General features: G+C 71.9%; 21 protein-coding genes and 1 pseudogene. 8 read left to right on the top strand and 14 right to left on the bottom strand.

Annotated elements, in window-relative coordinates; translation table 11 throughout:
• From ACIQOV_RS03150 to ACIQOV_RS03115, 8 genes and pseudogenes are all read right to left on the bottom strand, one after another.
• Positions 1-406: pseudogene (locus ACIQOV_RS03150) on the bottom strand (hypothetical protein); the annotation flags it as partial.
• Complete coding sequence (locus tag ACIQOV_RS03145) at positions 403-1,086, bottom strand: hypothetical protein (protein WP_401044220.1); 684 nt, start codon at positions 1,084-1,086, stop codon at positions 403-405. The pseudogene ACIQOV_RS03150 and the gene ACIQOV_RS03145, both read right to left, overlap by 4 nt.
• Positions 1,083-2,045, bottom strand: a complete 963-nt coding sequence (locus ACIQOV_RS03140) for an SAM-dependent methyltransferase (protein ID WP_401044217.1) — start codon at positions 2,043-2,045, stop codon at positions 1,083-1,085. The genes ACIQOV_RS03145 and ACIQOV_RS03140 overlap by 4 nt, the downstream gene beginning before the upstream one ends.
• Positions 2,042-2,248 carry a DUF5999 family protein gene (locus ACIQOV_RS03135; RefSeq protein WP_331768476.1) on the bottom strand — a complete coding sequence of 69 codons (207 nt, stop codon included), beginning with the start codon at positions 2,246-2,248 and terminating at the stop codon, positions 2,042-2,044. Before ACIQOV_RS03135 ends, ACIQOV_RS03140 begins: the two co-directional genes overlap by 4 nt.
• Positions 2,245-2,697 carry a hypothetical protein gene (locus ACIQOV_RS03130; protein WP_331768475.1) on the bottom strand — a complete coding sequence of 151 codons (453 nt, stop codon included), beginning with the start codon at positions 2,695-2,697 and terminating at the stop codon, positions 2,245-2,247. Before ACIQOV_RS03130 ends, ACIQOV_RS03135 begins: the two co-directional genes overlap by 4 nt.
• A gap of 720 nt (positions 2,698-3,417) precedes the next feature.
• The gene (locus ACIQOV_RS03125) at positions 3,418-3,975 is read right to left on the bottom strand and encodes a hypothetical protein (protein WP_331768474.1); all 558 of its coding nucleotides are present in this window, start codon (positions 3,973-3,975) and stop codon (positions 3,418-3,420) included.
• A gap of 73 nt (positions 3,976-4,048) precedes the next feature.
• On the bottom strand, positions 4,049-4,981 hold the full coding sequence (locus ACIQOV_RS03120) for an ATP-binding protein (RefSeq protein ID WP_331768866.1): 933 nt from the start codon (positions 4,979-4,981) through the stop codon (positions 4,049-4,051).
• Positions 4,982-5,132: 151 nt separating this feature from the next.
• Complete coding sequence (locus ACIQOV_RS03115) at positions 5,133-5,924, bottom strand: ATP-binding protein (RefSeq protein ID WP_401044213.1); 792 nt, start codon at positions 5,922-5,924, stop codon at positions 5,133-5,135.
• Between the two features lie 649 nt (positions 5,925-6,573).
• Here ACIQOV_RS03115 and ACIQOV_RS03110 point away from each other — a divergent pair.
• The 4 genes from ACIQOV_RS03110 to ACIQOV_RS03095 all read left to right on the top strand — a co-directional run bounded on the left by ACIQOV_RS03110 (position 6,574) and on the right by ACIQOV_RS03095 (position 10,237).
• Complete coding sequence (locus tag ACIQOV_RS03110; protein WP_401044210.1) at positions 6,574-7,614, top strand: Tat pathway signal protein; 1,041 nt, start codon at positions 6,574-6,576, stop codon at positions 7,612-7,614.
• A 75-nt stretch (positions 7,615-7,689) separates the two neighbouring features.
• Positions 7,690-8,169: an SAM-dependent methyltransferase gene (locus tag ACIQOV_RS03105; RefSeq protein WP_331768470.1), complete on the top strand. Its 480-nt coding sequence runs from the start codon at positions 7,690-7,692 to the stop codon at positions 8,167-8,169.
• A 575-nt stretch (positions 8,170-8,744) separates the two neighbouring features.
• A complete protein-coding gene (locus ACIQOV_RS03100; protein ID WP_401044207.1) occupies positions 8,745-9,200 on the top strand; it encodes an ATP-binding protein in 456 nt (151 codons plus the stop codon).
• Positions 9,200-10,237 (top strand): aldo/keto reductase, encoded by a 1,038-nt coding sequence (locus tag ACIQOV_RS03095; RefSeq protein WP_401044204.1) that lies wholly within the window; start codon positions 9,200-9,202, stop codon positions 10,235-10,237. The genes ACIQOV_RS03100 and ACIQOV_RS03095 overlap by 1 nt, the downstream gene beginning before the upstream one ends.
• Here the strand turns inward: ACIQOV_RS03095 and ACIQOV_RS03090 are convergent.
• The 4 genes from ACIQOV_RS03090 to ACIQOV_RS03075 are packed head-to-tail and all read right to left on the bottom strand — an operon-like array spanning position 10,216 to position 14,295.
• Positions 10,216-10,917: a 2'-5' RNA ligase family protein gene (locus tag ACIQOV_RS03090; protein WP_401044201.1), complete on the bottom strand. Its 702-nt coding sequence runs from the start codon at positions 10,915-10,917 to the stop codon at positions 10,216-10,218. The genes ACIQOV_RS03095 and ACIQOV_RS03090 overlap by 22 nt on opposite strands.
• A gap of 19 nt (positions 10,918-10,936) precedes the next feature.
• Positions 10,937-12,289 carry a tetratricopeptide repeat protein gene (locus ACIQOV_RS03085; protein ID WP_331768466.1) on the bottom strand — a complete coding sequence of 451 codons (1,353 nt, stop codon included), beginning with the start codon at positions 12,287-12,289 and terminating at the stop codon, positions 10,937-10,939.
• A gap of 12 nt (positions 12,290-12,301) precedes the next feature.
• On the bottom strand, positions 12,302-13,045 hold the full coding sequence (locus tag ACIQOV_RS03080) for a creatininase family protein (RefSeq protein WP_331768465.1): 744 nt from the start codon (positions 13,043-13,045) through the stop codon (positions 12,302-12,304).
• A 2-nt stretch (positions 13,046-13,047) separates the two neighbouring features.
• Complete coding sequence (locus ACIQOV_RS03075) at positions 13,048-14,295, bottom strand: hypothetical protein (RefSeq protein ID WP_331768464.1); 1,248 nt, start codon at positions 14,293-14,295, stop codon at positions 13,048-13,050.
• Positions 14,296-14,605: 310 nt separating this feature from the next.
• On the opposite strand from ACIQOV_RS03075, the gene ACIQOV_RS03070 reads away from it, so the two are divergent.
• The 4 genes from ACIQOV_RS03070 (at position 14,606) to ACIQOV_RS03055 (ending at position 16,401) form a co-directional block, all read left to right on the top strand.
• Positions 14,606-15,457 carry a helix-turn-helix transcriptional regulator gene (locus ACIQOV_RS03070; protein ID WP_331768463.1) on the top strand — a complete coding sequence of 284 codons (852 nt, stop codon included), beginning with the start codon at positions 14,606-14,608 and terminating at the stop codon, positions 15,455-15,457.
• Complete coding sequence (locus ACIQOV_RS03065) at positions 15,454-15,693, top strand: DUF397 domain-containing protein (protein WP_331768462.1); 240 nt, start codon at positions 15,454-15,456, stop codon at positions 15,691-15,693. The genes ACIQOV_RS03070 and ACIQOV_RS03065 overlap by 4 nt, the downstream gene beginning before the upstream one ends.
• A 39-nt stretch (positions 15,694-15,732) precedes the next feature.
• Positions 15,733-16,053, top strand: a complete 321-nt coding sequence (locus tag ACIQOV_RS03060) for a hypothetical protein (protein ID WP_331768461.1) — start codon at positions 15,733-15,735, stop codon at positions 16,051-16,053.
• 126 nt (positions 16,054-16,179) lie between these two features.
• Complete coding sequence (locus ACIQOV_RS03055) at positions 16,180-16,401, top strand: hypothetical protein (protein WP_331768460.1); 222 nt, start codon at positions 16,180-16,182, stop codon at positions 16,399-16,401.
• Between the two features lie 86 nt (positions 16,402-16,487).
• Here the strand turns inward: ACIQOV_RS03055 and ACIQOV_RS03050 are convergent, their stop codons facing one another.
• Together ACIQOV_RS03050 and ACIQOV_RS03045 are read right to left on the bottom strand one after the other, a co-directional pair.
• The gene (locus tag ACIQOV_RS03050) at positions 16,488-17,084 is read right to left on the bottom strand and encodes a hypothetical protein (protein WP_401044194.1); all 597 of its coding nucleotides are present in this window, start codon (positions 17,082-17,084) and stop codon (positions 16,488-16,490) included.
• Positions 17,085-17,162: 78 nt separating this feature from the next.
• The coding region (locus tag ACIQOV_RS03045; RefSeq protein WP_401044193.1) for a hypothetical protein at positions 17,163-17,699 on the bottom strand (537 nt) is incomplete at its 5' end.

Genomic DNA, 17,699 nt, shown 5'->3' with positions numbered 1-17,699 from the left:
GGCCGCCGGGCCCTACGCCGGGCCGATCAGCCCGGCGGTGATGCAGGCCGACATGCCGACACGGGCGAGGCCGCCGCCGGGGTGGGCGTTGCCACAGGACCGCTTGCAGGTCGGCCACCAGGTAGCCGCCGGGCTGCTCCCGTGCGCGCAGCACCCGGGCCGCCAGGGCCGCCTTGCCGACTCCGTGCGCGCCGACCAGGACGGGGATCCCACCCCTGTCGAGAGTGTCGGCCACGGTCCGGTACTCGGCGCCGCGGTCGACGAACACCGGGGCCGGGCGCGGCAGCTGATCGGGGCGCACCCACGGGTTCTCGGGGCTCTGATGGAGGTGGATACCGCCGTGGATGCTGTGGGCCTGCACCACCGGCCCGGCCACACGGCTGCCGGTGATCGTGTTCGTGGTCATCGCGCCGCCGCCAGTTCGCTCCGGCCGGCGGCCGCGGCGCGGCGGGCCTCGTCGTCCAGGTCGACGGGACTGCAGTCCCACAGGGTGCGCAGCCACCGGCTCGCGGCGATCCGGCCCAGCCACGGATCGTCGTAGCTGATCCTGTCGTGCCCGATCTCCTCCGGCCGGCCGCCGCGGTCGGCGTACACCGGGCCGGCAACACCCCACAGGTCGCTGTCCCCGGCCCGGACCGCCACCCAGCCGCACCGCCGTCCTTCCGGGCATGCGGCGCGTGAGCGCAGCGCGCACGGCAGGCAGATCGGCGGGTGCTCTACCACCGCGCCCTCCGGCCACCCGGCCGGTACGGACGCCTCGCGGGGCATCAGCCACAGCGTCCCGGCTGTGGTGCGGTCCGGTTCACCGCCGCAGCCCTGGCACAGCTCCTGGGCCATGAAGCGGTGGTGGCGGGCCGGGTGGACCAACTTGAGACGTGCCGTCCCGGTGCCCGGCGCCTGGTGGTGGCGCAGGATCAGCACGCCCATCTCGTCACGGTCGCTTTCGGTCTCGTCCGCGTAGCCGACACCGAGTACCCGGCCGGGCCGCGAGGCGTGTGCGGCGGAGCGCTGCAGCACCAGCTCGCCGGTGCGCGGCTCCCCGGACCAGAGCGTCACCGCCGGCACCCCGAAACGCATCGTTGTCACCGGGTGCCCCCGGTCTCCAGCAGCATCACGGCGTGTCCGTGAGCGGCCCGGCCGCCTGCCGACGGCAGGTCCGCAACCCTCCACCCGGCAGCCAGCACCTCGAGGCCGCCGCGGGTGCGCGGATGCCACGCCAGTCCCGCCCCCGCATGCACGGCGGCGACCGTCGCACGCCGAGCCTCGTCGGAGCCGGCGTGGCGGTGGGAGAGCACGAGGCGGCTGCCCTGCGGCAGGCCCTCCCGCAGGGCCGCGAGCAACTCCGCGGTCTGCGGGTCCGTCAGCTCGTGGAGGACGTCGGAGAGGACCACCGCCACCGGCTGTTGCTGCTCCAGCCCGGCGTTCGGGCCGAGCAGCGCCTCCATCAGCGGGCCGACCGAGGTGAGGTCGACCATCAGGTGCCGTGCACAGCCCGGTACCTGGGTGTGCAGCAGGGCACGGGCGTGAGCCAGGACCATCGGGTCCCGGTCCGTGTAGACGATCCGTGCGCCGGGAGCGGCCGGGAGAACGGCCGCGTGCAGCGGACGCAGGGCCCGCGGCGCGTGCGGGTGGTCGCTGGTGGTCAGGCCGCAGCCCAGGTCGGCGAACTGACCGACGCCCTGTGCGGCGAGCCGGCCGACGAGTTCGAGCACACTGCGGCGGGCCGCCATCGCGGTGTCGGCCCAGGAAGGGTCCGCCTCACGCAGAAGCTCGGCGACGGCCCGGTCCGCCCGAAAGTGGTCTTTGCCGCCCAAGAAGAGGTTGGACACCCGGGCGGACGCGGCGGATTCGGCCCGGACCCTGGGCCAGACGGAACGGTCCGTCTTCCCGGGGCGAGTCCACCACTGCGATGGCGGTTCCGGGCCCGTGTCGGCATGCACTGCGGGTTGCGAGACGTGCACGGCCGTGTCCGGCCGCGCCACGGGCGTTCCACGGCCCGTCCGTCGGCAGACGGGTCCACGGTGCTGCGCGCGGGGCTGGCTCATGCGGCACGCTCACAGGTGTCCGCGCTCAGGCTCTGCGGCGTGACGATGCGGCCGTCGGGCAGCAGCAGCCCCGTGTCGGCGAACGACACGACGCCGTTGCACAGCCGGCTCCAGCCCTGCTCCGGGTGGCTCGCCACGACGCGGGCCGCCTGGCGGTCGCTCTCCCAGGCCTCGGGGCATTCGGGTCGGTGGGTGCAGCTCATGACGCCTCCCCGGTCGGCTTGTGGGTCAGAACGGTCAGCCGCACCTGCGGCAGGCCCGGTGCGCGGGCCGGCGTGCGGGTCACGACCGCCAAGCCGCCGCACGCGGCGGCGCGCGCCACCCACTGGTCGGTGCGTTGCTCCTGGGCGGGCACGAGACGGCCGTCGATCCGAAGGTGGCCGGACAGCGGTATGCCCTCGGGCAGTAGCTCGGCGGCCAGCGCGGCGAGCGCCTGCCAGTCGGTGCCCGCCCGTTGGACGCAGACCGAGGACCCGTCGTCGTAGGTCGTGCTGCACGTCGAGTCGGCCCGGGCCTCGGTGCGACCGGAGGCGGTGCCGGTGGGGCGTTCGAGGAACGCGATCACCAGGGCCCGCTCGGGCCCGCCGGTCGGCAAGACACCGGGGGCGGGATCGACGCTCGTTCGGGCGGGGCTGTGGGTGTGGGGCGGCACCGGACCTCCGTGAGGGGTGGGGATGGCGGGACGGACAGGGACGGACAGCCCCGTGGGACGACGCGGTCAGGCGCCATGGGCCGCCTGACCGGTGGGAGTCCCGCGGGCCGATGAAGGAGCGGGGATCGGGCGGATGGGCCGGCTCAGCCGTAGGGGCGGAACCGGAGACCTCCGAGCTCCTGCAGAACGGAGCGCCCCGATCGGCCGAAGGCGGCGACCGCCGCCGCGTACAGGGCCTCGGCCGTGGTGGTGCCCCGGGCGGCACGACCCAGTGCAGGAACTTGCCCGAGGTGTCGGTCAGCGGCGGCACCCTGATCGGCGTGTCCGTCGGCAGCTGCCACGCCTTCGGAATGTCGGGGTCCACCCTTGTGCCCGGGGCCAGCAGGAAGTCGTAGAAGTTTGCGGCAGGGCTGGCGATCACCGGACCGCAGGTCCTGCCGAGCCGGGCGGCGATCAGCGCGCCGGCCTCGGCTGCGCACCGGATCGCCTCGAAGTGGCGGCCAACGTCGATGCGCCATGAGGCGGTGCCCGCCGTCGGTACCCAGCTGGGCTGTTCACCGAAGGCGTCCGGCGCCGTCCGGGAGCCGGTGGGGCTGAGCTGGTCGTCCATCAGGTCCTCGTCGTCGTGGAATCGGGAAGATCGCAGGGCGGGGCAGCGCGGTGCGCGCCGGGTTTCACTCGGCTCCGTCTTCGGCCGCCGGCGAGCGGACTGGGGCGTCGTCACGCGGATCCCCTCGCTTCGGTGATGCGCTTGGTGGCGGGGCCGACGAGGCGCAGGTGCGGGGCGGTACCGGCGCCGGGCCGGTTCGGGACCACGGCCAGCAGCAGCAAGCCGTGCGCCTCCAGTGCGTAGGCCCGCCACCGGCCACCCGAGGCCACGACCGCCGGGTGGAGCCGGCTGTCGACGAAGACCCTTGCCTCGTCGGTCCTCGCCCCCGGCATCACCACGGCGAGCAGCGTCTGCGGGTCTCGCCCGGGTACGGCCTCCTCGGCACGGCTGAAGGAGGCATCGAGGTAGGAGCAGGTGACGGCGGGCCGGCCACTGTTCCCGGTGGCCCGCACACCGGTGCGCGGGACGGTGGCCGACACCATGAGCGCCGCCGGGACACCGGCCCGGGCGGCGGCCGCGCTCAGTTCCTCGCACGGCGTGCGGTCGCGGCCGGCCCGGGAACGGGGCTGGTCGCCGCCCAGGGATGACGGGGACAGCATGGTCAGGAGCGGGCCGACCGGCTGGACGGCGTCGGTTCCAGCGGGCGCGGGAAGGCTGTGGGAGGTCATCGGATCGTCCTTGTGGATCGCTCGAGTGGGGTGGCCGGTCAGCGGGCGGTCCGGCCATCTCTGGCCGAGGGAGTCACTGGAATTGGCGCAGGGCGTGGCTGGCGGGAGCGGGTGGCCGGACGAGGAGGGCCGGGGGCAGCAGCACGCCGGCGGTGGTCTGTCCGGGGGCGCTGGTGACGGTGACCTTCAGGTCCAGGTACCGGGCGGCCGCTGCCACCAGCCGCAGTCCCAGGCCGGGCCACGGTTTTTTGGCCGGGGCGCGGCCACCGCCTTCCAGGACCTGCCGTACGGTCGCGAGGGTCTCGTCGTCCATGCCGGGGCCGCCCTTGTCCGTGACGGTCAGCCACGTGGCGCCGCCTCCGGGTTCGGTCGAGCTGGCCAGTTCGACGTGTGCCTGCGGGCCGCCGTACAGCAGGGCGTTGTCCAGGAGTTCCGCCGCCGCTGCGACGAGGGGGTAGACCGCCCCGGGCACCACGGTGAGGTCCGCGGTTGCCAGCACCTGCACCCGCTCGTAGTCCGCCACCTGGCTCGTCGCGGCCTGACCGACCTCGGCGAGCTGTGCGGGCTGTCGGCTCGGTGCGGGCCAGATCCCGCCGGTCAGGACGGCCAGCCGCACCGCGAAGCGCGACGCCAGGGCGTTGACGAGGTCGGCCCGGTAGAGGTGGTCCAGCGACGCCGCGTCCGTGATCTGCTGCTGGGCCGCGGCCAGCTCACTGCCCTGTCGGCCGAGCTGGGCGAGGACGGGGCGGACTGCGGTCGCCGCGTCCTGGGAGATCTGCCCCCGGACCCGGCCAGCGGACGCGAGGACCATGTTCGCGGCCCGCCGGATGGCGGGCGGGGCCTCGTCGACGCGTGGCGGCATGCCGCGTTCGGCGGCGCGCAGCAGGTGCGGGAGCCAGGTGGCGACGAAGTGCTCCAACGCGGCGTCGTGCGCTTCCTGGCGGACGACGGCCACGACGTCAGCGGCGGCGCCCCGGTGACGGCCCGTTCGGGAGAAGACCGCCATCACCGCACCCCGTTCGTGGCCGAGGGTGTGAAGGCCGACCGATGCCGACCGGGTCCGCCACCGCGGGCGGGGCCGCGCTTCGGCCGGGTGGTGTGGAGGTGCGGCGGTCGCGTGGTCGGGCCCGATGCCCGGTGCAAGGTCATGGTGTTGATCACGGTGTGGTCCTTCGGTCGTGGGGGTGCGGGTCGGCATACGCGGCGGGGTCGGCGGGGTCGGTCAGCAGATGGGCGGGGACCAGGACCTGTGCGGTGGTGCCCCGGCCGGGGACCGAGTCGACCGTGGCCCCCAGACCGGCGCTGTCCGCGGCGGCCGCGACCAGCCGCAGTCCCAAGCCGTCGGCCGGGGAGCCGGACGAGGCGGTATAGACGCCCCGGCGGTGTCGGAGGAGAGCCTGCGCGCGGGCCAGGGCGGCGGCTTCCATGCCCGTGCCGGTGTCAGTGACGGTCACCGGCAGCACCCCGCCCGCCGGCGGCCCGGCCACCAGCACGACCTGCGTGCCGTCCGAGGCCCGCAGCGCGTTGTCCGCGAGCTCGGCCAGCCCGGCCAGCAGCGGCTCCACCGCCCAGGCTGCGACCGTGCGCTCCAGGTGGACGACGATCTCGACCCGGTCGCCGCCGTCCACGCCGGCCAGCGCCGCGCGCGCGAGGCCGCCGAGGGGTTCGGTCTCGCAGTGCAGGCCTGGCCAGCCCCCGTCGGCCAGGACCGCGGCCCGCACCGCGAGTCGCAGCGTCACCGCAGTCTGTGGCGCCAGGAGCAGCAACCGTCCCGCTCCCGCCCCGGAGGGCAGCTGCCCGGCCAGCAGATCGAGCATCGGCCGCACGGCGTACAGCGCGTCCAGGGCCGCCGTGGTGCGGACCCGGTTGAGTGCGGCAGTCAGCTGACCGACTGCCGGATCGGTGCCCGCCGGATGCCGGGGGGATCGAAACTCGGTCGCCGGTGCCACAGGCCGGACGGCCCCGCCCGGGGACGCCCGCAGTGGTGCGCCCGTAGTGCGGCACCACCCGCCGGCTCGAATCGGTCATCGTTGTCACTCCAGGACAGTCGTCTACGGGAAAGCGGTGGCCGGACGGACAGTCAGAACTCATCCGCACGCGCAAGGGTGCGAGTCCCGGGATGGAGGCGGACTCGGGAGAAACGGGCTCCGCAAGGCCCGGCCAGGCCATATCTTCATGACAGTGAGCGAACCGTCTGTCACGCCCGGTGTGAATGCCCGAGACGGTGCGGATGCCGTTAACGCCGTTAAAGATCGTTTCGAGCGCAGGGAGCACACGGTGGCGCCGGTCCGCAACACGCAACTGGAGGCCGTGATCCGGGAACTGGGCTGGTCCCAGGACCGACTCGCGGCCCAGGTGCGCCGGACGGCGGCCGAAGCGGGGGCCAGCGAGCTTCTTTCGGTGACGCGGTCCCACATTGCGCAGTGGCTCCGCGGATCGAGGCCGAGCGGCCGGGCGCCCGCTATCTTGTGCGAGGCGCTGTCCCGCGGACTGGGACGCCCGGTCAGTCCAGCCGAGATCGGTCTCACCGATCACGGCCGGGACACGACCACGTGGGACAGCGACCCCGTGTCCGCACTCGCGAACTTCAGGGATGACATGCTCGGTCGCCGACCGCTCCTCTTCTCCGTCCTCGCCGCGACCGTTCCCGGCCCGGCCTGGTGGGGCGACCGCCGCGACCACGCCCGCAACCGGGCTCCCGTCGTCGCTCTGACGGTCTCCGAGGCGCACGTGGAAGCCCTCCGCGACGCTGCAGAGTTCTACTCCCGCCAGGACCAGCGGCTGGGCGGACGGGCTGGCCGCACCTCCCTGCGGGCCTACCTGGGCACCGACGTCGCCGCCTACCTCACCGGCCGCCCTACGAGCGAGCGGGTGCGCACCGACCTGCTGGCCGCCGCCGGCCAACTCACCTACCTCGACGGCTGGATGGCGTTCGACGGCGGCGACCAGGGCGGCGCCCAGCAGAGCTTCGGCCTGGCGCTGGCACTGGCCGCCGAGGCGGACGACCCCGCGCTCGCCGGTCACATCCTCCGCGCCCAGGCCCACCAGGCGCTCGACCTCGGCCACCCCCGGGCCGCCCTGCGGTTCGCCGACGCCTCCGTCGACAACCCCCGGTACACAGCCGCGAGCCCCCGGGAACGCGCGCTGCTGGGAGTCGTCCACGCCCGCGCACTTGCCGCCACCGGGCGCAAGCCGGACGCCATGGCGGCACTGCACCGCGCTGAGCACGACCTCTCCGCCGCCGACAGCGGCAAGGACAGGGAGCCGGCGCGGGTCGCCTTCTTCGCCGAGGCCAGCCTGGCGCACGAGACGGCCCTGACCTTGCGGGCCCTGGGGGACCTGCGCGGCGCGGAGGAGGAGATGAGGCGCAGCGTCCGAACCCGGCAGCGGGCCTCCGCCCGCACGCACGCCGTGACCCTCGGATACCTCGGTGCCGTCCAGGCCCAGCGCGGCCACATCGACGAAGCGTGCTCCACCTGGCACACCGCACTCGACGCGATGGACGGCATCCAGTCCGGCCGGACCCGCGACATCGTCCAGCAGATGCGCAGCGCCCTGTCCCCCGTCCGCAGCCGGGGCGGCAGTGCCGCCACCCAGCTGGACGCCCGCGCCCGCGAAGTCCTCCAGGCCATAGGCTGACCGCACCGCGACGAGCGTCCGCAGGACCGGCCACCGAACGGCCACGGGACCCTGCGGACAGAGGAGGAGAAACGCATGCTCACGATCGAGCCTGTCGCCGTGGTGGTCGGAGGCCACCACGAGGTCGCCGACGACTACCAGGGCGGAGTCGAGTCGATCATCCGGCTCGACGGACGCTTCCCCCTCGACACGCTCCAGGGCCTCGACGAGTTCTCGCACCTCCAGGTCCTGTGGCACTTCCACCTGGCCTCGCCGGAGGACGTGCAACTGCATGCCCGCAGCCCGCGCGGAAACCCCCGCTGGCCCGAGAGCGGCACTTTCGCGCACCGCAACCACCGCCGGCCCGCCCAGCTCGCCGTCTCCTACCCTCGCCTGCTGCACGTGGCCGGGCGGGACATTCACGTCACGGACCTCGACGCCGTGAACGGCACCCCAGTGATCGACATCGCGCCGGTTTTCCGTGAGATGGGCCCGCGTGGAAAGATCACCCAGCCTGCCTGGCCGGCGGAGATGCTTACCCACTACTGGAGGGACGCTGACCAGCGCCCTCTCTGAGGGGCGGGCGACGCCGACGGTCACGCGGTGGCACGTGGGGACACCAGCAGCAACCGCCGCGCCCATGGCCAGGCTGTTGTGGCCGTTCGGCATGGGCATGGCGTTGCGGGTGTGCTGTCCCGGGGACGCGTGCCGAGGTGCGGCCCTGTTCTCGGTGCCCTCGACTCCCGTGTCGACGGCACGACCCGGGGTGAGGCGTGGCGCGGCCAGCGTGTCGCGGCGGTGACGCGTCCGCGTTACAGGGAGCTGCAGTGCCATCGGGAACTCATCCAGGGTCGGAAAGGGCCAAGGCGCAGCCATTGGCGGCCTCGGGGGATGAATCAACCGTGGCCCGGGCGCTGCGGCATCACCAGGCCGCGGGGTGGCCATCTGGTGGCCACCTTCGGACCGCAGGAACGCAAGCGCCCGCACCACGGGGCCGGGTTGTTCCAGTTTGAGGCCCCTGCCTAGGTCTGCCTCGAGGTGAAGATGGCCACCAGATGGCCATCCCGCGGCCTGGTGATGCCGGACCGGCGGCGGCACGGTGGAGGTCTGGAAGACGGCGCGCCCCGTGCCGGCCGTGCGAGGAGGCGAAGATGTCGCTCCCGATCACTTCCCTGGTTGGACGCTGTGGCCTCGGGTTGGCCCGTGCCGACATGCTGTTGCGGCTGGCCGATGAGGAGAAGCCGGCGGCGGTGGCGCGGCGCCTGGCCGTGGTTCTCCTCGCCTGGTCCATGCCGGGACTTGCCGACGACGTGGCCTTGGTGGTCGCAGAGCTGGTTGCGAACGCGGAGGGACACGGTGGCGGACCTGCTGAGGTTGGCATCGCCCGCTACGAGCGCGGTGTCGCTGTGACGGTGACCGACCGCAGTGGTGACTGCGAACGGATCACGGACTTTCTGAGGGGAAAACCGGTGGGTGCTGAGTCGATGGCCGAGAGCGGCCGCGGCCTGAACCTCGTGGACGCGTACGCGACGGAGTGGAGTGTCGAGCCGGCGTTTCCGGCGGGCGCCACCGTGACGGCAGTCTTCCGATCGGCGGATCTGACCTGATGGGCCGTCTGGAGCCGGTTCCGCGGCACCTCGCGCCCGGTCTCACGGTTCACCCGCTCGGGGTGGGATGCCGCGCCGTCGGTGCCTTGCCGTCGCCGCGCCAGGTGTCGGACACCGAGTGGCTGAACGGCATGCGCAGCGCTGTCGATTACGGGGCTGATCTCTTCGATGTCGCCGACACCTATGGGGACGGGCACGCGGAGCGGCTTCTCGGTCAGGTGGTCCGGGAATGCCGTCGGCAGGGGGGCGTACTCAAGATCAGCAGCAAGGTCGGGCACAAGGGATCCGCACCCCACCCTTACGCGGGGCCCCACCTGAGGCATCAGCTCGAACAGAGCCTGGAGAACCTGAGCGTCGAGCGAATTGACCTGTTCGGGCTGCCGTCCCACGACTTCGGGCCGAACGACTGCTATCTGGGGCCTGCGATCGAGGTCCTTCGGACGATGAGGGATCTGGACATGATCGGGGCGATCGGTCTCGTCGGTCCGCGATGGGACACAGCCACGATGCCGGATACGGGCGGGCTTGCGCGGTTCGACGAGCTGTTCTCCTTGATCCGGCCCGATGTTGTCCTGCTCCCCTTCAACGCCCTGACTCCGCTCACGGTTCTCCCGGACAGTGGAGAGGCCGATCTGTTGTCCCGTGCCGCCGAGCAGGGCGCCGGAGTCCTGCTCGTCTCGCCGTTGGCCGGGGGCCTCCTCACGGGGCCAGCCCGTCTTGCAGACGGGCGTCCGGTGCAGGAAAGCGAGACGAGGGGGATCATCACCCGGGCGCTCGAGCCGCTGCGCCGGCACCTCGGCGGTCACCCGGCGGTCCTCGGACAGGCGGCGCTGCGGTACTGCCTGTCGCGCGGACCGCACACCGCTGTGGTGGCCGGGTTTGGGCAGGCCGAGCACGTCGCGCTGAACTACGGCAGCCTCGACCTGGAGCTGTCCTCACAGGATGTGGCCGTCATCGAAGCCGCCTACGCCTCGCTGCGTGAGGAACTCCGTTCGACGGCGCGCCGGAACGCGTGTCAGGACAGGGCGACGCGCTGAAGCGTCCGCCACCGGTACTGCCTGCCGTGGCGTCGAAGTTCGACCAGGTCAAGCGTCTCGACGTCCAGGGGCACAGGTGCGAGGGCGCGAAGCGGTTCGACAGCTTCGATGAGGGGACGTGCGGGGCGGTCGACGGGGTTGTATCCGATGCCGAGGTGCGGTCGCCACCGGCCGGTGCTCGTGCCGCCGGGGAGGCCGAGGGCGCGGCCTGAGGAGGTGAGCTGCTGGTGCAGGTGCACCAGGCCGGTCCACGGGGTGATGGAGAAGCGAACCGCTCCGCGGGATCCGCTGAGGGGATGCGCCGACAGGGCCAGTCGGCCCGGCCTCAGTGCGTGGACGCGGCGGGTCAGGGCGTCCACGACCCGGGCAGGCACATCTGCCGTGTCGCCGATGCGCAGGATGGTGAGGTGGAGGCCCTCGGGGGGTGTCAGGTCGAGACCCATGTGCTGGAGCGCACGCTGGCACTGCGCTGCCCGGTCGGCGAGCTGGTGGTGCCCGTCGAAGGTGAGCATCCAGTACAGGCGCCGGGTGCGGCTGTCCCAACCGGGGCGGTCCCAGTGGTTCACGAGGCGGTCGAGTCTCGCGTAGGCCGCCCAGTCGGTGCGCACGATGGTGTCGGCGTCGTCCAGGTCGGTCGGCGGCTCGGCCGGGAAGGCCTTGTGGTCGGGTACCAGGGCCACGATCGCCTCCTTCGGCACCTCAGGCAGCGCCCTGGGCCCGGGTGCTTCCGGTGACGGTACCGGCGGTGGGGTGTGCGCGCCAGGCACGCAGTTGCTCGGCGTAGTCGCCGACGACGGGTTCGTCCTTCCATCGGGCGGCGCGCTCGTAGAGTTCGACGCCGCGCAGCCACACGGATCGGATCGGGGCAGTGGTGCCCGACCCCAGCGCCCGCTGCCCGAGATGCATGGCCGTCTCGACGTCCGGCTGCTGCTGCTGGAGCAGGGCGGTGGCCACGTCGAGGCCGACCAGGGCGCGGCTCCAGCCGGAGTCGGAGCTGGCCAGCATCGGTTCGAGGTCGCGGGCCCGGTCGAGGACGTGTTCGGTGTCCCCGATGGACAGATGGGCGGTGACCACGTTGGCTAGCGTGCGGGCCGCGGAGTACGGCTCGAAGGAGATGCAGGCCGTGAGCCCGGGAGGAACGTCGTGACGGTCCGAGAGCTGCAGGGCCTGGTTGATGGCGTCGAGGGCCTGCCGGCGGTCGCCGGCCCGGGCGAGGGCCCGGGCCCGGCCGTTGGCCAGCAGGCGGATCGCCTGAGGATGCTCGGGAGCGAGGGCGATGCCGGCGGCGGCCGCCTCGTCGGCCAGGTCGTATCGTCCCTGGTAGTAGTAGCCGAGGGATCGCGTGCCCAGGGCCCACATTTCCAGGGCACGGTCACCGACCTCCCTGGCGAGTTCCAGCGCCTCCGTGCTGTAGGCCTGGGCGGCTGCCGGCCGGCCGGCGTTGGTCGCCATGTAGCCGAGGAGACCGGAGGCCTGGGCCGTGAGGCGGAACAGCTCGGTTTGGGTCCGGGGCGGTTGATGGCCGGCCAGCAGGGTGTGGAGCATGCCGCGCAGCAGCCGGGCTTCGCCGACCAGTTGGTGCGGTCCCAGCCGCTCGTAGCGGTCCACGAGGCCGGTGATCGTGGCTTCGGCCATCGCGAGGACGGCGGGGTCGGTGTTGGAGGCGGTGAGTAGTCGGGCCTGGTCCCGCACCTGCTGCGGGTCGTCGAACTCGACGGCCGGGGCCTCGGCGGGAACCAACTGACCGGCGGGGACGGCTTCCAGAGGGAGGCCGTGGGTGTCCGGGTCGATGTTCTCGAAGATCCTCTCGACGGACATGTTGAACAAGTGTTTGAGGACGAGGCCGACCTCGATGGTCGGGGCGGTACGCACACCCTCCAGCATCCAGCGGCTGAAGGTCCTCCGGCTGACCGTGACTGTCCGCAGCGACGGCCGGTTCTCTTTCTCGGCTGCGGTGCGGGTGGCCTGGCTGAAGCGGAGGTCGAACACCTCGAACCTCTGCCACTTCCGTTCCTGGACAAGCAGTCGGAATCTGGGGACCAGTTCGCCCATCACATGCTCCTGTCAGTCATCGGGCTCTCCGTCCGGTCCGGTCGTGTCCTCGCCTGTCAGGACCCGCAAGGTCTCCGCGAAGCCAGATGTCAGGGCACGCAGGACGGCCTCACCCTTGGCGGGAGTGCCCAGGGAAGGGCGACCGACGACGCCGCTGGCGGTGGAGGCCTGCAGTCCCAGGACGAGCAGGTGGGGCCGTTCGGCCACGTGATCGGCCGTCGCGTAGCCGGCGCCTACAAGCTCCGGCCACAGGTGCATGAGTACGGAGGTCTCGATCTCCCCGGCATGCATGTCCTCGTGGGCACTGCTCTCCAAGCCAGCCGCGGTGCGGGCCGCCGCCCAGTCCTCACGGCGCGGGAACAGCGCCATGCGAGGGCCGGCCGTGTTGGCCTCCTGAACGATGTTCGCCAGCACGTAGTTGCCGCCGTGGCCGTTCACCACGACCAGGTGCTCAACACCCGAGGAGCGCACGGACGAGGCGATGTCGGTGACCATCGTGATGAGCGTCTGCGCACGGATGCTGACGGTGCCCGGCCACGCTGCGTGCTCCTGCGAGCAGGCGATCGTGATCGGCGGCAACAGGAACAAGTTGTAGGCGTGGGCGATCGCATCGGCGATCGCGCACGCGACGAGTGTGTCGGTGGACAGCGGCAGATGGGAGCCGTGCTGCTCGAAGCTGCCGACGGGCAGGACCGCGACGCGGCTCGCCCGGGCTCGTTCGTCGGCGCTGGTGGCGGTGGGAAGGGGAAGGGTCATGGTCACATTCTCCAGGGGATCAGGGCCATGGCGGAGCGGAAGGTCTCCATCTCCGCTGGCCGGGCGGCGAGTGCCCCGGCGAGCTGCGCCAGTCCCACCAGGGCGCGGTGCACACGTCCGGATCCGACCGCGACGTTCGTGGTGAGGATCTGCTGTCCCGCGGCACCGGCCTCGTCGGCCCGACCGGTCTCCACAAGGCACTCGGCCAGCCACACCCTCGCGAGGAGACCGTCCTGTCGCAGTCCTTCGGGCCATCCGGCCAGGACCTCCTCCAGCACCGTCACCGCGCCCTGGTGGTCGTTCAGCAGCATCAGACAGTGGGCCTCGTGTGCCCGGACGTACGCAGGTACACAGTGCACACCGATCGCCCCCAGGTCGTCCGCAGCACCGATCCGCTCGGCCTGCCCCACCAGCCGGACCGCCTCGGCCGCTGCCCGCCGACTCCCCCGGCCGTCGCCGGCCAGTGCGTGCGCCTCGGCTTGGCGAACCGCGCACAACGCACGGTCCCGGGCACTGTCCCCGGCCGACTGCCACGCACGCCCGGCCAGCGACAAAGCCGCAGCCGCGTCCCCACGCTCGCCAGCCCCCTGCGCCTGCCGCATCAACACATACGACGCGAGAGCCGGATCGTCGGCATGCTGGGCCAGGACCAAGGCCTGGTCGAGCCAGAAGGCAGCCCGCTGCGGATCACCCATGGTGTCGGCCGTCCAACTGGCGAACTCCGCCCACCGCGCCTCGATCGACATCAGGCTCACCGCGAGCCCGCCGGACGCCCGATCTCGAACGCCCCGGATCACCGCCATCTCCTGGACAGCGGACTGGTGGATCTGTACGGAACCCAGCGCGTTGTGCGCAGCGGACAGGATCCGCAGCAGCCCCTTCCAGTGCGGGACCAGGGCAGGGTCCACCGCGGCGGGCGCCATCACCCCACCAACAAGCACATCCGGCCCGACCGGCCGCTCAAGACAGCCGCTGCTCACCAGGCCGTCCACCGGCTCCCGGAACAACTCCTCGGCCGTCGTCACGTGTTCTGCGAAGAGGTGCTCCAGAACCAGGCACGCCTCGCGCGACGGCAATCCCTTCAGATCCCCGGCCAGCCACCGGGTGTAGGTCCGCTGCGAGACCGCCACGTGGGCGATCCGCGGATTGGCCTTCTTCGCCGCCGTCTCCCGTGCGGCCCTTCCGAAGTGGAGGCAGAACGCCTCGTAGGACCACCTCTCGGCCCCGACGAGCCGGCGCAGCAGAGTCATACGAGCTCACCACCCTTCTGTGGTGCACGGTGGACAGACAGGACCCGGAACACCGGGCCGGGAACACCAACCACGTCCGGGAGCATCCACTGACGTCGCATCGCCGAGCAGCCCCAGACCATCGAGGAAACCCCCTGAGAGCCGATCCCGGAGCCCGCCGAACCAACACACGGCTACCACGCCGGTACGCTTCGTTGAGACCAAGAGTGTCCGTCAGATCGCCGCGTAGCAATGCGATTCACCAAATTGATGGCGCAAATTGCTCCACCGCCCCTTGCCCGTGTAGGGCGCACCCGGGAAGACTGCCGCCATGCCCACCCGCCAAGCCACAACCTCGGCCGCCCGCAAGGAACTCGGCGACCTGCTGCGCCGACTTCGAGGTCGATGCGGGCTGACCGGGCGGCAGGTCGCTGAGGCCACGGGCATCGATCCGGGCACCCTCAGCCGATACGAGAAAGGCAGTCGCCGGATCGAACCCCCGACCGTCGGCGCGTTGCTCAACCTCTATGATGCCGACCCCTCCTCACGCGCGATCGCGGGCGCGTTGTGGGAGGCGGACTCGGTCGTCAAGGCGCGCCCCGCATGGTGGCGCCGCGGATTCACCCTGCCCCAGGACTTCGACCAGTACCTCACCGACGAACAGGAAGCCCGCCGGATCCGCTCCGTGGAGCTCAACCTGCCACCCGGCCGCCTGCAGACCGAGGATTGCGCCACGGCCGTGATCGCGGGCATGCGACCCGACCTGACGCGCCGCGAGGTCACCGAGCTCGTGGACCTGCGCATGCGCCGCCAGGTCGAGACGCTCAGCGCGGAACAGGACATTCTGCTCGGGCCGTCCGTATTGGCGCTCCCGGGCCTCACCTCGGGTGCTGCACGCCGACAGATCGAACGGCTCCTCGAGGCGGCGGAACAGCCCGGAATCACCCTGCGCGTGCTGCCGCCCGATCTCCCCTACCACCCCGGCCTCGCCGCACCGTTTGTCCTGATGGACCCGCCGGTCGGTGACGCCTGTGTGTGGGTGGAGCTCCTGGACCGGAGCATCCGGCTCGATGATGTCACCGCGCAGCGCTACCAGGCCGCCTTCTCCTCGATCGCCGCGCACGCGCACACGGTCCCCGCCACCCTCGACCACCTCACCCGACTGATCACGGAGCGCACATGATTCTCGAACCGCCCTCACCGAGGTATGACGCACCCGGCCCGGCCGACGGACTGAACTGGGTGAAGTCCAGCCACAGTGGCGGCGGAGGTAACTGTGTGGAGGTCGCCGCGGTCGACCATCTGGTGTACATCCGGGACTCGAAGGATCCGCACGGCCCTGTACTCGCGGTCACGCCACAGGCATACGCTGGCTTCCTGACCGCCACCGCAATCGGTGAATTCGACAGCCCGCGGTAGGCGCGCTGGCCGTCGTCAGGTGTTCGCTACGGTCCAGGGATGAGCCATGAAGCCGATTCGCGTGCCGTACTGCAGGACGCCTGTACGACTGTGGGGCTCGCGGGTGACCGCGCAGTGGCCCGCCGCCTTGCTGAAAATGAGCACTGGTGGATCCCGCCGGATCTCATCGCCCGGATTGGGCAACCCGGCCAGATCGACGCCGAGGCACGAGCTGTGCTCATTGCCCGCTGGCTCACGTCGCAGGGGATCTTGACGGTCGTGCCCCTCGATGCCGCGCAGCCGGTTGTCGTGAACGGGCGGCCCGTGACGTTCTGGCATGAGGTCCCCGTGCACGAGCACGGCACGGTCGAGGGGACCTGAGCCCCTCGCGGCTGGCCGCCGCGCGCTGGCCGAAGCCGTCCGTAACCGGCGCGGGTGCCGATCGTTCTAGCGGTGTCGAGCACGGTCTCCGCGAGGGTGCCGTGCAGTGGAACCCCTGGGGGAAGCATGGCCGCGAAGAGGAAGGTGGGGACCGAGGCCCGGACGGGCTGGCGTGGTGTCCTCCGCCAGGCAGGCGAGTACTGGGTGGCTGTGGCCGACGTGCTGGCACTGGCCAACAGGATCGCCGCCAAGGTGAACGTCGTTCTCCGCGAGTGCCGGAGGATCGCTGACGACGTCAACAAGATCAAAGCGCACTTCACCGACGGCTTCGGCCTCTGTGCCGCCTGACCGCACTGCCTACGCGAACGGCCGGGTTCCTCACCTTAAGGGTGGTGCACCCGGCCGTTCGCCGCGCGGCTGCCTGGCCGGCCGCATCAGTACCTGATCGTGCTGTGCACCGCGTACGCCTCGTCGGGTCGGCAGAGCGTCCACTTCGTGCCGCCGGGAGCGGCGACCAGGAACGGGTCGCGCAGATCCCCGCACACCCAGAGCGGTCCGACCCCGTCGGTCATCGCGTTCCACAGGGCGGTGGGGAGGTTGGCCTGTCCGGAGCGTGCGGGAGCGCCGCCGGGCGCCAGAAGGCGGACCCTGCAGGCGGTCGTACCCGGTCTTGCGGTGTGCCGCAGCGATCGGGCTTCATCCGCGGTCAGGGCCTGCAGGTGGCACGGCCAGATCTGCCAGGGGTGCTGAGCGAGGAGGGTGCGCTCGGCCTGGACGCGGGAGCGCCGGTACCAGATCCAGCCGAGGAAGACCGTCAGCGTGCCAAAGCAGATCAGCGCGGCTGGGACGACCTGGCTGACCCACTGCCCGACCAGGACGAGGAGTCCGGACACTGCGGCCAGCCCACCGGCGGCGTGCAGTTGCCTGCGGTCGAACGCCTCCTCCGCACGGGCCCGGGACGCCATCGCGGTGGCCGGAAGGTCCAGGGCCACGCCGGACAGCACCTGGTAGCCGAACCGCTGAGCCTCCACCGCTGCTCCTTTCCGTGATGCGGTTGGTTGATGTCGTGCTCGGTCACTGCCCCGTCGCCTTGGGGCGGTATTGGCCGGTTAGGACCGGGCGAGGGTCTTCAGCTGATTGAGGGTCAGCTCCTGGGTGCGCTTGGCGGCTTCGCTCTTCGTGAAGGCGAGTGCGCCTTGGCTGGGGATTCCGCGGCCCGGGCCCAGCGCGGCGGTGTCCTTGCCGTCGGAGTCCACCAGCTGCTGGATGTACGCGGCGAGCGCCCGAGGGCCGCCGCCGCTGTAGCCGACGTTGTAGCCGTTCGCGCGGTGGGTGGGGATGAGGGACAGGACGCCGCGGCTTGTCCTGGTCCAGAAGGTGCCGCGGTCGATGACCAGGGTGGTGACGCTCTCGCCGTCGCGGAGGCTGACGGGGGACAGGGTCTGGTAGGTCCACCGATCGGTGCCGCGGCCGACGGTGCGGTAGTGCTCAGCGACCACGGGCGTGCCGAACTCGGGGTCGGTAAAGGTGCGCCGGCAAACGCAGCCGGACCCGCTGACGGCGGAGGAACTCGCGGCGTCCTCGTCCACACAGGGGTGGAACAACCTCGGCATCTCCTGGTTGGTGACCAGGAGGGCGTGCAGGGG

Source organism: Kitasatospora sp. NPDC091257 (genome assembly GCF_044757675.1).
Lineage (GTDB): Bacteria > Actinomycetota > Actinomycetes > Streptomycetales > Streptomycetaceae > Kitasatospora > Kitasatospora lactacystinica.
The sequence above is the reverse complement of the archived record's forward strand: the minus strand, read 5'-3'. Positions and strand labels throughout refer to the sequence as shown.